Consider the following 14,318-nt stretch of genomic DNA (forward strand, 5'->3'; position numbering starts at 1 on the left):
CCCGGCAGAGGTGGCCCCGTTTCTGCGGTCATTTCAAGCTGCCCCACCATAAACAAGGGCAATTAAGGGCGGATTAACGCTTAAACTGCATTGGCGGAAATGGTCCGATGCCATGCAACCCGCAAAACATGTGCAAATTTCCGCGGTCTCAGTTTTTTGCTTTCGAAGCCGGCGCGAATCCGCGAAAATGGCGATCATGGCCATCAAGCAGCTCTCAGAAACCCTTATCAACCAGATCGCCGCCGGCGAGGTCATCGAAAGACCCTCCAGCGCCACGAAGGAACTGGTGGAAAATGCCATCGACGCCGGGGCGACGCGCATCGAGATCGCCACGGCGGGCGGCGGCAAGGGGCTGGTGCGGATTACCGACAATGGCTGTGGCATGTCTCCGGCCGATCTCGAGCTTGCGGTCAGGCGGCACTGCACCTCGAAGATTTCCGATACACTTGACGATATACGCACGCTCGGCTTCCGCGGCGAGGCACTGCCCTCCATCGGCTCCGTGGCCAAGCTGACGATCACCAGCCGCCAGCAGGGCGCGGAGCAGGGTTCGGTGATTTCCGTCACCGGCGGCAAGGTTTCCGATGTGAGGCCGGCCGCCTCGAATGCCGGCACCATCGTCGAGGTGCGCGACCTGTTCTTCGCCACACCGGCACGGCTGAAATTCCTGAAGACGGAACGCGCCGAAGCGGCCGCAATCACCGAAGTCGTCAAACGCATGGCGATCGCCTTTCCGCATATCCGCTTCGTGCTGTCAGGCACGGATCGGTCGACGCTCGAAATTCCGTCGACGGGTGACGATCATCTGGCCCGCATGGCGCAGATTCTCGGTGCGGACTTCAAGGACAACGCCATTGAAATCGATGCCGGGCGTGAGGATGTGACGCTGACGGGCTTTGCCGGCGTGCCCACCTTCAACCGTGGCAATTCGGCGCATCAATATGTCTTCGTCAACGGCCGTCCGGTGCAGGACAAACTGCTTTTATCCGCCATTCGCGGTGCTTATGCCGAAACCGTGCCGCATGGGCGATATCCTGTCGCGGTGCTTTCCATCACGCTCGATCCCGCCTTTGTGGATGTAAACGTACACCCGGCGAAATCCGACGTTCGTTTTCGCGACCCCGGGCTCATTCGCGGGCTGATCGTCGGCGCGATCCGCCAGGCGCTGACGCGTGACGGCGACAGGGCGGCAACGACGGGCGCCAGCCAGATGATGAACGCCTTCCGCCCCGGCTATAGCCCTTCTGGCCTCAGGCCATCGCCTTTCACGACCGCTCCCGCGCCATGGTCCGCCGCGACCTCGCCGTCACGGCCGCTCGCCGTTTCAGGCGCAACGCAGTTTTCGGAGGCGGTACAATCACATTTCTCGGACATCACCACCCCAACGGCGCGGGCCGAGTCTCGGGAAACTTATGAAGCCGGCGCGAGCTCCTCGCCCGAGCCCACGCTCTACCCGCTCGGGGCCGCGCGGGCGCAGCTGCACGAGAACTACATCATCGCGCAGACAGAAAACGGCCTTGTCATCGTCGACCAGCATGCGGCGCATGAGCGGCTGGTTTTCGAGCAGATGCGGAATGCACTGCATTCCAAACGGCCGGCTTCGCAGGTGCTGCTCATCCCCGAAATCATTGATCTGCCGGAAGAAGATTGCGACCGGCTGATGGATCACGCCACCGGTTTCGATGCGCTGGGGCTCGTCATCGAGCGTTTCGGGCCGGGTGCCGTCGCCGTTCGCGAAACCCCGGCCATGCTGGGTGAGGTCAACGTGCAGGGAATGGTGCGCCAGCTTGCCGACGAGATCGCCGAATGGGACGCCGCCTCGACGCTTGCCAACAAGCTGGAATATGTCGCCGCCACAATGGCCTGCCACGGCTCGGTGCGTTCCGGCCGGCGCATGCGGCCGGAGGAGATGAATGCGCTTCTGCGGCAGATGGAAAATACACCGGGTTCGGGCCAGTGTAATCATGGCCGTCCGACCTATATCGAACTGAAGCTTTCCGATATAGAACGGCTCTTCGGCCGCAGCTGACGCCTTCTTACATGCACGGGCGTCGGGGCTGGCCTTGCGCCACGCCGGCCTATATAAATTCAGGATACTGGAGCATCCGGATTGTTCAGGAAAACGCTACGCCGTTTCGGACTGGGTGCCCCGACAGGACAGAGCAGGAGACGAAAACGGATGAACAGATTTGAAGGAGGCGGCAATCGCCTCGCCGTCATCGAATATCTCGACGGTGACTTCCGCATCGTCCAGACCGGCTCGCATGTCATCTGCGCCATGACAGGCAAGAGCATTCCGCTCGATGAGCTGCGCTACTGGAGCGTGGCGCGGCAGGAGGCCTATGTGGATGCCGCGGCTTCTCTGGAAGCCGAAAAGAAGGCTGGTACTTTGCCGGCATAAGGAGGGAAGAGACGCGTCGAGTGTCGCGTGTTTGCCTCCCTCGTCCCTATGCTCGTCACGTCAGTGAGGAGAAACCGGCGCACGACGGTTTGTCTTTTTCGGTACCTTAACGCGACGTCCGCGAATTATCCCGAAGCAAACGGGCGCGGCAGTTCGCCACGGCCGTATCGATAATCGTTCCAGCCGCATTGGGATCGTCGAACACCATGTCGACCTCGATCACCAGGCTGTTCCAGAGCAATTCCTCTGCCCGGCCGTGGTGCCCGTTAAGCCGCACGGCATCCTTGGCCGTGGTGACAAGTTGCAGATCCGCCTTGCCTGCGTCCTGCAGAAGATCGGCAATCTCGTCATCGCTGAAGTGGTGATGATCCGGGAAAGAGCGCTGCATCACGATATCGCCGCCGAGCGCTTCGACGGTTCGATAAAATTTGGCCGGGTCGGCTATGCCCGCATAGGCCAGCACACGCCTTCCCCTGAAATCCTGCGGCTCCTGCGGCGTGATCGCCGCAACGAAAACGGGTTTGGCAGCCTTTGCGGCTCGCCGCACAAGGGCATCGGCCGCGTGACCATTACCGACCTTCAGGAGCCCGGTCATATGCCGCATCTGTTCGGCGAGCGGGGCTCTTACCGGACCGCCCGGCACCAGATGGCCGTTGCCGATGCCGCGCATTGTATCGATGACGACAAGCGCATAATCCAGCGTCAGACGCGCGCTCTGAAACCCGTCATCCATGATGATGAGATCAACGCCCTCTTTGATCAGGCGATGCGCACCCTCAACGCGGCGGCGCGAAATCACCGTCACCGCTTCGCGCGCCAGAAGCAACGGCTCGTCTCCGACATCGGCAGAGCGATGATGTGCGGGATCGACAAGGGTGGTGACATCCAGTGTGCCGCCATAACCGCGGCTGAGAAATCCGGGTTTCAAGCCTTTCGCAACGGCGGCCCTTGCAATTGCCATTGCCGTCGGCGTCTTGCCCGCGCCACCCACGGTAAAGTTGCCGATGCAGATGACCGGAACGGTGACACTTGCCCTTTTTCCCGTCCGCATGCGCCGGCCGGCGACCTTGCCGTAAAGAAGCGAGAAAGGAGACAGGAGCCACGCCTGCCAGCCCGCTTTCTGCCACCAGAAGGGCGGCGCTTCAGAAACCATCTATTCCCGCTCCCGGCCGGGTCGCCCACGGCATTGCGTTCGCCATTTCACGTCTGGGAGGTTGTTTGCCAGAAAAAACCGTAAATTGCAAAATCCGAATAGACGGCTTTACGCACCGGTGCTGATACGGACTGGCCGTGATTTAACATGGAACTTCAATCTGCGCGCCGCGATATCCATTTTCTCCGTCATACCGGCTCAAGGCCGGCATGACGGGACGTGGAGAGTGCCGCGACAATGCAAACCGTGCGGCACCGCTCAAACAGCCCGTTCCGGCAGAAGCGCTTCGAGCCCGGTGATGTCATCGAAACAATAATGGGCATCCGCACCCAGGCTTTCGCGAGAGCCGGTGCCGGTGAGAACGGCGACCCTGAGACCCGCGCCGGCGTTTTTCGCCATATGCAGATCGTGGTTATTATCGCCGACGACGGCCACGCGGTCGGGAGAGATACCGATCGCCTGACAGAAGCCGAGGACCATGCCGGGCTGCGGCTTGGTGCCGTAACCGCTGTCATATCCCGCAACGAAATCGATATCGTTTTCGAAACCGAAGCGGATGGCCGTCTGGCGGATGGAGTTTTCGTTGTCGCTGGAGGCGATACCGAGCTTGTAGCCGCGAGCCTTCAGCCTCGCGAAAAAACCCTTGAGATCGGTCACCGGCACGGATTTATCCGCGGCCTCGGTAAAAAGCCGGTCGAGACGTTGCGTGAGTTCGACAACATCGCAGGGCGAGCCGGCGGCGACGAGACCGGCGGCGATCTCCGCCGTGTTGCCGGCGGCCAGAAGACTGTCGGGCACGACATGACCGGTAACGGGATCCATGCCGCAGGCTGAGAGAAGCCTGTCGGCGAGGACGGGATCTCCCTTGGCCGCAATCGACGCGAGTTCGCGGTTCACCGGTCCCCAGCTTGCGTCATAGCCCAGCAGCGTGCCGTCCTTGTCGAAAAGCACTGCGGCGATTGACTGCGCGGCGTTGAGTTCTATATCCGCTACCATGATCCGATGGCGCTCCGCGGCTGCAGCTTGGCGGAAACGGTGAGCGGGTTGATATAGGGCTCCAGCGCCTTCACCGTGGAGGAAAGCGCGCCGCGCATATCCTGAATGACCCGATTGCCCGCATCGATCATCTTGTAACGCTCGTTATCGTTGACCAGCAGATAATGCACCGCCTTGGCCAGCATCTCGACATCGCGGATGATACGACCACCACCGGCGCGGATGAGCTTCTGGTAGGCCTCGCGGAAATTCTGCACATGCGCGCCAGACAATACGGCACAGCCGAGCATGGCCGGCTCCAGCGGGTTCTGCCCACCTTCGGCGGTCAAGGAACGGCCGACGAAGGCAAGTTCGGTCAGCCGCAGGTAAAGGCCCATTTCGCCGATGGAATCACCGAGGAAAATATCGGTTTCCGGCGTGATCACGTCGTTTCGGCTACGGCGCGCCACCGTCAGTCCCATGCCCTTCAGCATGGTTTCCACATCGTCGCCACGCTCGGGATGGCGCGGCACGATGATGGTCAATTGACCGTTGCGCGACTTGATCGCCGCATGCACGGTGGCCGCGGCCTTCTCCTCACCGTCGAAGGTTGAGATCGCCGCCCATGTCTTGCGATTGCCGACCTGCTTGCGGTAGCTCTCCAGCAGCGCCTCGTCACAGGGCGGCGGGTCGGTGTCACCCTTGAGGTTACCCGATATCACCACCGGCCAGGAGCCGAGATCGCGGAAACGTTCGGCATCGAGATCGGATTGGGCAACCACCAGCGCCAGCTTGGAAAACAGCGATTCAGCAATGTCGTGGCGAGCTTTCCAGCGATCGAAGGAACGGTCGGAAAGGCGTGCATTGACCCGGATCTGCGGAATGTGCCGGCGCTCCAGTTCCATCATCGTCACCGGCCAGATTTCGGACTCGGCCGTGATGGCGGCATCGGGTGCCCAGTAGGTCAGGAAACGGTTGACCGCGATCTTGATGTCGAGCGGCACATATTGGTGGATCACGTCATCGCCGAGCCGGGTGCGGGTCAGTTCGGCCGAGGTGACCGTACCCGTGGTCAGAAGCACGAAGATGTCGCGTTTGCGGATTTCGCGGATGAGCGGAATGAGCGCCAGCGTTTCGCCGACACTTGCGGCGTGGAACCAGACGAGCGGCCCGCGCGGGCGCTCGGCACTCGCATAACCGAAACGTTCGAGCCGGCGGCGTTTGTCTTCCTTGCCCTTGGCGGCCCGATAGGAAAGATAGGGCTTGGCAAACGGGTAAGCGGCGATACCGGCAATGCGGTAACCGGAAAGAGCGAAACGTGCGATACGGCTGCTCATGACAGTCTGCCCTTGATCATTCCGCGCAATGCCCTGCCCCTGTTCTGGTTGTTATCGCCGCCTACTTCTTCTCAAATTGCGTCATTTTTTGTCATCGGAAACGAAAGCGCGATCACATTTTCTCGTAACGGCATTCCCGGGCTGCGCCGCTCGCGCAGGAATCACGGGAAAGCGCGCTTTCATCCAATAGTATTACAACGCAAGGGCAAAGGGACTCAAATTTTGTCGTCAGGATTGAGAAGACGGTGCATATGCACGATAAAATAACGCATATGGGCGTTATCGACAGTCATCTGTGCCTTCGACTTCCAAGCCGTGAGCGCGGAGGCGTAATCTGGATAGATGCCGACGATGTCGAGCGCGCTCAAATCCCGGAACTGAACATCCTGAAGGTTTTCCAGTTCGCCGCCGAAGACGAGGTGCAGCAGCTGTTTCGGTTTGCCAGTTTCCGTCATGTCTTATCTCTTTCTTGAACTCTGAGAGAGGCCTTCATCTGCGGGATTTCCCGCCAAACGTCAACTGCCAGACGGATGTGAAAACGCTTTCAAAAGTGCAGGCAGCGCATAATTTGCTGCGGCGCACAATGCGGGGTGGTTCACCCGGCGGCGATTATACATCAGAGGTTTGCCATCCAGATCGGCAAGCCGGCCGCCGGAGCGTTCGAGAATGAGATCGGCCGCGGCCAGGTCCCACTCGTGTGAGTTGGGCATGACCAGCGTACCGTCGATACGACCATCCGCCACCATCGCCAGCCGGTAGGCCAGCGACGGCACATGCGGGACACGCTCGACATTGTTGCGCATCGTTTCCGGCAGATGCGTGATCGACTCTGCCGCGGCGGCGAGATGGAAGGTGCCGGTATTGCCGCCGCTTGCGGAGATGGGGCTTCCGTTTTTTAACGCCACGCCGCCCTCTATCGCGGTAAATTCCTCCGACAGCGCCGGTGCGACGAGCACGCCCACCACCGGCCGCCCTTCATGCACCACGGCAACGCTGATGCACCAAGTATCCCTGCCGCCAATGAAGGCGCGGGTGCCGTCGATGGGATCGACCACAAAGACGGTGGAACGGGAAAGCCTGTCCGCGTCGTCATCCGTCTCTTCGGAAAGCCAGCCATAATCCGGCCGGGCGGAGCGCAGAATGGTTTCGAGGATTTCATTGGCGGCGTAATCGGCCGCGCTTACCGGCGAAAGCCCGCCATTCTTCCACCAGACCTCGGGATCCTTGCGGAAAAAACCGAGGGCTGTCTCGCCCGCCTTGCGGGCGGCTTCGAGGACCAGCCTCAGATCGGAGGCCCAGCGGGCCTCATCCATGTCGTTCATCTTGCCGTCTTTTCCGCGCGCCTCAGATGGCGCGCCCGTTTTTCTGTTCGCACTTGCATATGAAGCGCCAGCGAAAACCCCGCAGGTCGCCTCACTTGCCTGCGATCGTCATGCCTTCGATGGCGAGCGTCGGGGCCGCGATGCCGTATTTGCGATCAATATCGTTGGCCGGCGTGATCCGCATGAACATGTCCTTCAGGTTCGAGGCAATCGTGACCTCGGAAACCGGAAAGGTCTTTTCGCCGTTCTCGATCCAGAAACCGCTCGCGCCGCAACTGTATTCACCAGTGATCATGTTGGCACCGTGGCCGATGAGCTCGGTGACGTAAAAGCCCGACCCGACCTGCCCCAGCAGGTCCTCCGGCGAAAGATCGCCGGGCTCCAGAGCAAGGTTGGTGGAGGCCGGCGAGACCGAAGTGCCGCCACGCACGCCGCGGCCGTTGGTTTCCAGGCCGAGTTCCCGTGCCGCGGAGGTGGAGAGGAACCAGTGCTTCAAAACGCCATCCTCAATCATCGTCATCTTTTCGCCGCGAACACCTTCGCCATCGAAAGGACGGGAGGAAGGGCCACGCACGATCTGAGGATCGTCGGTGAGGTACAGGCCTTTTTTCAGCACCTGCTGGCCCATCTTGTCGCGCAGGAAGCTGGTCTTGCGGGCAACGGAAGCGCCGTTGATAGCGCCTGCAATCGCACCGACGAAACCGCGGGCGATACGGGGATCAAACACGACAGTGATGTTGCTGCCGGTATCGACCTGGCGCGGACCGACGCGGCGCACGACTTTTTCCCCGGCGCGACGGCCGATCTCTTCGGCGGCATCGAGATCTGCATAATAAAGGCGGCTGTCGAAATCGTAGTCGCGCTCCATCTTCGTGCCTTCGCCGGCGATGACACTGACGGAACGGCTGAAACGGCTGCCCATATAGCTGCCGGCAAAGCCATGCGACGTGACGAGAACGAGGCCGCCCATCCCGCTCGATGCACCGGCGCCGGAGGAATTGCTGACGCCCTTGACCGCCAGCGCCGCCTCTTCCGAAGCAAGGGCAGCCTCGCGCAATTGATCCGCAGACACGTCAGTTGCATCGAAAAGCTCGAGATCATCATAGGAAGTTGCCAGCCGTTCCTTGTCCGCAAGGCAGGCAAATGGGTCTTCCGGCGAAACCTTCGCCATGGCCACTGCCCTTTCCGCCAAGGTCTTCAGATCGAAGCCGGGATTGGCCGAAACGCTTGCCACCCGGCGGCCAACGAAGACACGCAGGGAAAAATCGTCGCTTTCGGAGGATTCGGTGCTTTCCACCTTGCCGAGCCGCACGCCGACCGACTGTGAGCGCGAACGCACGACAACAGCATCCGCCTCATCCGCGCCGGCGGCCCGGGCAAGATCGACAAGCTGGCTGGCGCGCTCGAGAAGTTTGGAAGAATCTATTTCTGAGGACATGAGTTGGCCTTTCATTCCTGTTCCATTTATTGTGCCAGCAACCCCGCATCAAGGGCGAAACGTCGCTTTCTCCGTCTAGAGGGCGCCATCGCCACCCTATTCGAAAGTTCGCCCGCATGACCGAGCACGACGCTCTCTTTTCCGAACCCTTGCTGCTTCTGGCCGGCGCGGTCATTGCGGCTTCCGTTTTCCGCAAACTCGGACTTGGCACCGTGCTCGGTTATCTGGTGGCCGGCATCGTCATCGGGCCGTTCCTGCATCTGGTTACCGATGCGAAGGACATCTTCAACGTCTCGGAACTCGGCGTCGTTTTCCTGCTCTTCATCATCGGGCTGGAACTCAAGCCGTCGCGCATCTGGCAGATGCGGCGCGATATTTTAGGGCTGGGGCTTGCGCAAGTACTGGTGACGGGCAGTGTGCTTGCGGCGATTGTATGGTGGGCGGGGCTGATCGACTGGCGCGGCAGCCTCGTCGCAGGTTTCGGCCTCGCGCTTTCCTCCACCGCCTTTGCACTGCAGATCCTTGCCGATGACGGCGACATGAATACAAGGCACGGCAACCGGTCCTTCTCGATCCTGCTGTTTCAGGATCTCGCCATCGTGCCGCTTCTTGCCCTTGTCACCATTCTTTCCAACCGGCCCGATGTGCCGACGGACTCCATGGTGTCCGATCTCATCGCCTCCGTCGTCGCGGTGGCCGGAATGATCCTTGCCGGGCGGTATCTTCTCACCCCAATGTTCCAGATCATCGCCCGCACCGGCGCGCGGGAGGTGATGATCGCCGCCGCCCTCTTCGTCGTCATCGGCGCCGCCGCGATCATGGAGGCGGTCGGCCTGTCGATGGGCATGGGCGCGTTGCTGGCGGGGTTGATGCTGTCGGAATCCTCCTATCGGCACGAGCTGGAAGCCGATATAGAGCCGTTTCGCGGGTTGTTCCTGGCATTGTTCTTCATGGCCGTCGGCATGTCGCTGCACGTTTATATCGTTTATGAGAACATCGTGCTTATCCTGATCGCCGTGCCTGTCATGATGGCGGTGAAGGCGGCGCTGATCTATGGCCTCTGCCGCATCGCAGGCTCGTCGCGTTATGCATCGAGCCGCATCGCGCTGCTTCTGCCGCAGGGCGGCGAATTTGGTTTCGTGCTCTTCACCACGGCTGCCGGCTCGGGGCTGTTTCCGCAGGCAACGGCCTCGATCCTCGTTGCCGTCGTTACGCTCTCCATGGCGCTGACGCCGCTTCTTGCGGTGATTTCACGCCGGCTGACGGCGGAGGATGCGGAAGAAGACAAGCTGGAAGAGGATTTCGACGGAGCCGGCGCGGATGTGCTGATGATCGGCTTTTCCCGTTTCGGTCAGATCGCCTCGCAGATCCTTCTCGCCGGCGGGCGCGACGTGACCGTGATCGACAGTTCCGCCGATCGCGTGCGTCAGGCCGCCCGTTTCGGTTTCCGTATCTTTTTCGGTGATGGCACCCGCAAGGACGTGCTGATCGCCGCCGGCATCGAACGGGCCGATCTGGTGGCTGTCTGCACCCACAAGAAGGAAGTCACCGACCGTATCATCGACATGATCCAGTCGGAATTTCCAAGCGTTCGCATCTATGCCCGCTCCTATGACCGCATTCATTCGATCGACCTTAGAAAGAAGGGCGTGGAATATGAGCTCCGCGAAACGCTGGAATCCGGCCTGCTGTTTGGCAGGCGCATTCTCGAGGGGCTCGATATGGATGGCGACAGGGCTCTGGCGATTGCCGACGACATTCGCGAACGCGATGAGGAGCGACTGCAGTTGCAAGCCGTGGAAGGCCTCGCCGCCGGCCGGCAGATGCTGCACAACAAGCCGGTACGCGAGGTGAAGCCGGAACCGCTGATGAAGCCGAAGAACAAGGCGGAAAAGCGGGAGGAAGAAGAGAATATGGAGGACAGCGAGACGGAGGTGTCGTTGTGAAATGCGTTCTTCGTAGTGGCTGGGATAGCGCCACTTGTCTCTTCTCCCCGCCGGGGAGAAGTCCGCGGCAGCGGGATGAAGGGGCAAGTTCTCCGAAATCCGGCAACGTTCCCCCTCATCCGACCCTTCGGGCCACCTTCTCGCCGGCGGGGAGAAGAAACCAGTGGTACCCGCTCGTTCCTAGCGAATACTCAGGGATTGCTGCTTAAGCCTCCACGCCCTGCCCGCGATGAAACAGCTCCACCTGCATTTCAATCTGCCGTTTAAGATCATCCTTGATGCTGGACGACGCGTTCAGCACCTCTTCCGACTTCAGGAAGTCCAGCACGCCGAAGCGGTGAACCGGAGGGCGCAGGAAAATGTGTGGCGGGCGCAGTCTGAGCTTCAGGGCAATCGCCGCCTGCATCATCAGCTGGCTGGCGCCGAACAGGCTTTCCAATCGGCTGGGCATGGTGGTTCCATCCCCTTCCGGGCCACCGACGACATCGACGCCGATAACGATATCGGCGTGATCCAGCAAATGCTCATAGGGAACCGGATTGAAGATACCGCCATCGATCATGATGCGGCCATCGATACGAACAGGCATGAACAGCGCCGGAATGGCGGCTGAAGCCGCCAGCGCCTGGATGATCTCGCCGCTCTCGACCACCACTTCGGTCTGGGCGTAATAATCCGTGGTTATCACTTTCAGCGGAATGGCGAGTTCGGAAAAATCCTTCGGCAACGCCTGTGGCATCAAGGCGTGGAGAATGAGTTCGAGATTGAACTGGCCGAGACGAAAACCGTCCACCGCATGGCGCATCGATGCCGGGCCGAGGCTCCAGAGCCGGTTGGCGACTGAGCCTTTGCGCCCCATGAGTTCTAGCGTGTATTCGCGGATTTCGCGGCCAGACATGCCGGCCGCCATGCCCGCGCCGATGATGGAGCCGATGGACGAACCGGAAATTGCCACGGGCCGGATGCCGAGTTCGTCGAAAGCCTCGATAACGTTGATATGGCAGATGCCGCGTGCGCCGCCGCCGCCGAGCGCCAGTCCGAATGTCGGCTCATGATTGCCGGCACCATCGCCTTCGAGAACTTCTTCTCCGGCGCGGACGATCGTGACGCTTTCGTTCCCAGCCTGATCCATGCGAAACACCCAAAACTGGTTACCACGGTGAAGGGGTCTGCCTATCCGGCAAACACGACAAGACCGTGGCGTGACGGGGCACTCCCCGTCAGGGCTCGTAGCGGTAGAAATGCATCTTCGTGTCGCCGAAGATGCGGCTTTCAAGCGGCTTGAACGCCGGATCGACATTGACCGTCACATCGCCACGCTCTTCCAGAATGGCAAGCGCGCCGGCGTTGAGCCAACCGCCACTATGGGCAGCCGCGAAAGCCTTTTCGCCATGGCCATAGCCATAAGGCGGATCGGCGAAAAGAAGATCGAACGGTTCGATATTGTTGACGCCGCCGAGCTTGGTGGCATCACGCCGCAAGATGCGGGCGCGGCCATGCAGACCCAGCGCATCGATATTTTCCCAAAGCAGCCCCCTGCCCTCGACGCCGTTTTCGACGAAAAGCGCCACACGACAGCCGCGCGAAAGCGCCTCCAGCCCGACCGCACCGGTTCCGGCGAAAACGTCCAGAACGCGCGTGCCATCCAGACTTTCCGGATAGGCATGGCTTAGAATGTTGAAGAGGCTTTCCCGCGTCCTGTCGATGGTCGGACGAATGGAATTTGTTTTCGGCGCGGCCAAGGTCCGGCCGCGGAACTCACCGCCTACGATCCGCATTACGTGTCATTCCCCTGCCTCCAGAAGGTTTGCCACCCGGGCCCTTGCCGCCCGGCTTATTACCGCCGGGGCCCTTGCCGCCAGCGCCTTTTCCGGAAAACCCCGAACGTTCGCCACGCTCGCCCGATTTTCCGAAGGACGGCTTGCCAAAGCCGGGTTTGCCGCCCGGCTTGCCGCCGCGGGGCTTGTCACCCGCTGGCCGCTCGCCACGGGCGCGATCACCGTCGTCACGGGATCTGTCGCGGAACGGACGGTCACCAGCGGGTCTTTCCCCCCGGGCGGTGCGATCGCCGAAACTCTTTTCGCCACGTGGGCGGTCGCTGCGCGGACGGTCACCGTCTTCGCGCGGGCGGTCACGGAAGGGCCGGTCGCCAAAGGGTTTGTCGCCCCGGGCCGGACGGTCACCAAACGGCTTGGCACCACGCGGGCGGTCGCCATCTTCACGGGGACGGTCGCGGAACGGCCGATCGCCGAACGACTTGCCGCCGCGTCCGCCACGATCGCCAAAATTCTTCTCGCCACGTGCGGAGCGATCGCCACGGCCCTGCCCGCGGTCATCGTCGCGGGTGGGTTCGGAACGAATCCACTCACCGTCTTCATCGGCATGGCGCACGAGGCTGCGGCGGGCTTCGTCCTGCGCAGAAGGCTTCTTGAACAGGCTTTCCGCCTCAGCACGGGCCGAAAACTTGCGTTCCTTGCCGTCACGGGTCGGCTTCGCACCAGGCGCCATCCAGACATTGGCCGTGCGGCTTGTGCCGGCAGGCTGGCGGGGGCGTCGGTCGTCACCCTCGTCCTCGGTGCGGCCCTTGGCGCCGAATTTTCCGGCAGGCTTGGAGCCGAACTTGCCGGCGGGCTTGTCGCCCCGCTTGGTGTCGAGGCGGCCAAGCGCCTTTTCACGGCGGTCCTCGGACTTGCCGCCTTTTTCGAAGCGCGGCTTGCCTTCCGGCGCATCGCTCTTTGCCCATTCGGCCTTCGCGGGCCGCTTCGGCGCGTTGTCTTCCTCGTCCTCAACGGGGGCATTGTAGATCGGCGCATCGAAATTGGCGCCCGCCTGTTCGATCAAGCGCGGGCCGAGCTGGTCGCGCAGCATCCGGCCACGCACTTCCAGCACCTTGCCTTCGGGCAGATCGCCGAGCTGGAACGGACCGTAGGAAACGCGGATCAGACGGTTGACCTCGAGGCCGAGCGCGCCGAGCACGTTCTTGATCTCGCGGTTCTTGCCTTCGCGCAGGCCCATGCTGATCCAGACGTTGTGGCCCTGGGTACGGTCAAGCGTGGCGTCGATCGCGCCGTAGAGCACGCCATCGACGGCGATGCCTTCCTTCAGCTTGTCGAGCGCCGCCTGATCCACCTCACCATGGGCGCGCACGCGGTAACGGCGCAGCCAGCCGGTGGTCGGCAATTCCAGAACGCGGGAAAGACCGCCATCATTGGTAAGCAGCAGCAAGCCTTCGGTATTGATATCGAGGCGGCCGATGGAGAGGACGCGCGGCAGGTCGCTCGGCAGATTGTCGAAAACGGTCGGGCGGCCTTCCGGGTCGGAATTGGTGGTCACCAGACCGGCGGGCTTGTGATAAAGCCACAGCCGCGTGCGCTCGGCGCCGCGAATCGGCATGCCATCCACTTCGATCTTGTCCGACAGCGTGGCGTTGACGACAGGCGTATCCAGCTTGACGCCGTTCAGCGACACGCGGCCCTCCATGATCATGCGCTCGACATCGCGGCGCGAAGCCACGCCGGCGCGCGCCATGATCTTGGAAATGCGCTCGGGCTTCGAGGCGCCAACGGTTTCCGGCACCGGGGCGGCCTTTGCCTCGGCAGGTTTCTTTTCGCGCTCGGCTGCAGGTTTGCCGGGGCCTTTCGGCTTCCTGTCTCGGCTAAATGTCTTGCCGCCGTCACGCTTCGGCTTGTCTTTAAAAGTCATTTGCTGTTTGCCTGTTGTTTGGGCTGTCCTATCAGGTCCAAGCA

At 61.6% G+C, this 14,318-nt stretch carries 12 protein-coding genes; 3 read left to right on the forward strand and 9 right to left on the reverse strand.

What is annotated here, in order from left to right:
- Nucleotides 1-196: 196 nt before the first annotated feature.
- On the forward strand, nt 197-2,029 hold the full coding sequence (mutL, locus tag BLU28_RS01625; RefSeq protein ID WP_035211815.1) for a DNA mismatch repair endonuclease MutL: 1,833 nt from the start codon (nt 197-199) through the stop codon (nt 2,027-2,029).
- A gap of 150 nt (nt 2,030-2,179) precedes the next feature.
- On the forward strand, nt 2,180-2,401 hold the full coding sequence (locus BLU28_RS01630; protein WP_004440232.1) for a DUF2093 domain-containing protein: 222 nt from the start codon (nt 2,180-2,182) through the stop codon (nt 2,399-2,401).
- A 106-nt stretch (nt 2,402-2,507) separates the two neighbouring features.
- On the opposite strand, the gene lpxK is transcribed toward BLU28_RS01630, so the two are convergent.
- From lpxK to BLU28_RS01660, 6 genes are all read right to left on the reverse strand, one after another.
- Nucleotides 2,508-3,554: a tetraacyldisaccharide 4'-kinase gene (lpxK, locus tag BLU28_RS01635; protein ID WP_035211803.1), complete on the reverse strand. Its 1,047-nt coding sequence runs from the start codon at nt 3,552-3,554 to the stop codon at nt 2,508-2,510.
- Nucleotides 3,555-3,812: 258 nt separating this feature from the next.
- Nucleotides 3,813-4,550, reverse strand: a complete 738-nt coding sequence (locus tag BLU28_RS01640; protein ID WP_004440228.1) for an HAD family hydrolase — start codon at nt 4,548-4,550, stop codon at nt 3,813-3,815.
- Nucleotides 4,544-5,866, reverse strand: a complete 1,323-nt coding sequence (gene waaA, locus BLU28_RS01645) for a lipid IV(A) 3-deoxy-D-manno-octulosonic acid transferase (RefSeq protein WP_035211801.1) — start codon at nt 5,864-5,866, stop codon at nt 4,544-4,546. The genes BLU28_RS01640 and waaA overlap by 7 nt, the downstream gene beginning before the upstream one ends.
- 215 nt (nt 5,867-6,081) lie before the next feature.
- Nucleotides 6,082-6,321 (reverse strand): DUF4170 domain-containing protein, encoded by a 240-nt coding sequence (locus BLU28_RS01650; protein ID WP_004440223.1) that lies wholly within the window; start codon nt 6,319-6,321, stop codon nt 6,082-6,084.
- Nucleotides 6,322-6,381: 60 nt separating this feature from the next.
- Nucleotides 6,382-7,188, reverse strand: coding sequence for a 3'(2'),5'-bisphosphate nucleotidase CysQ (locus tag BLU28_RS01655; RefSeq protein WP_077986685.1), 807 nt, complete (start codon nt 7,186-7,188; stop codon nt 6,382-6,384).
- Nucleotides 7,189-7,279: 91 nt separating this feature from the next.
- A complete protein-coding gene (locus BLU28_RS01660; protein WP_006699509.1) occupies nt 7,280-8,626 on the reverse strand; it encodes a TldD/PmbA family protein in 1,347 nt (448 codons plus the stop codon).
- Nucleotides 8,627-8,742: 116 nt separating this feature from the next.
- Here BLU28_RS01660 and BLU28_RS01665 point away from each other — a divergent pair, with 116 nt between their 5' ends.
- Nucleotides 8,743-10,572, forward strand: coding sequence for a monovalent cation:proton antiporter-2 (CPA2) family protein (locus BLU28_RS01665; protein ID WP_077986684.1), 1,830 nt, complete (start codon nt 8,743-8,745; stop codon nt 10,570-10,572).
- Nucleotides 10,573-10,777: 205 nt separating this feature from the next.
- Here BLU28_RS01665 and BLU28_RS01670 read toward each other — a convergent pair whose 3' ends face one another.
- The 3 genes from BLU28_RS01670 to BLU28_RS01680 all read right to left on the reverse strand — a co-directional run bounded on the left by BLU28_RS01670 (nt 10,778) and on the right by BLU28_RS01680 (nt 14,274).
- Nucleotides 10,778-11,704: a patatin-like phospholipase family protein gene (locus BLU28_RS01670; RefSeq protein ID WP_006699507.1), complete on the reverse strand. Its 927-nt coding sequence runs from the start codon at nt 11,702-11,704 to the stop codon at nt 10,778-10,780.
- Nucleotides 11,705-11,792: 88 nt separating this feature from the next.
- A complete protein-coding gene (gene rsmD / locus BLU28_RS01675; protein ID WP_077986682.1) occupies nt 11,793-12,350 on the reverse strand; it encodes a 16S rRNA (guanine(966)-N(2))-methyltransferase RsmD in 558 nt (185 codons plus the stop codon).
- Entirely contained in the window at nt 12,331-14,274 is a 1,944-nt protein-coding gene (locus BLU28_RS01680) for a pseudouridine synthase (RefSeq protein ID WP_077986681.1), read from the reverse strand. Before BLU28_RS01680 ends, rsmD begins: the two co-directional genes overlap by 20 nt.
- Nucleotides 14,275-14,318: the final 44 nt, after the last annotated feature.

It is taken from the genome of Agrobacterium pusense (assembly GCF_900102105.1).
Taxonomy (GTDB): domain Bacteria; phylum Pseudomonadota; class Alphaproteobacteria; order Rhizobiales; family Rhizobiaceae; genus Agrobacterium; species Agrobacterium pusense.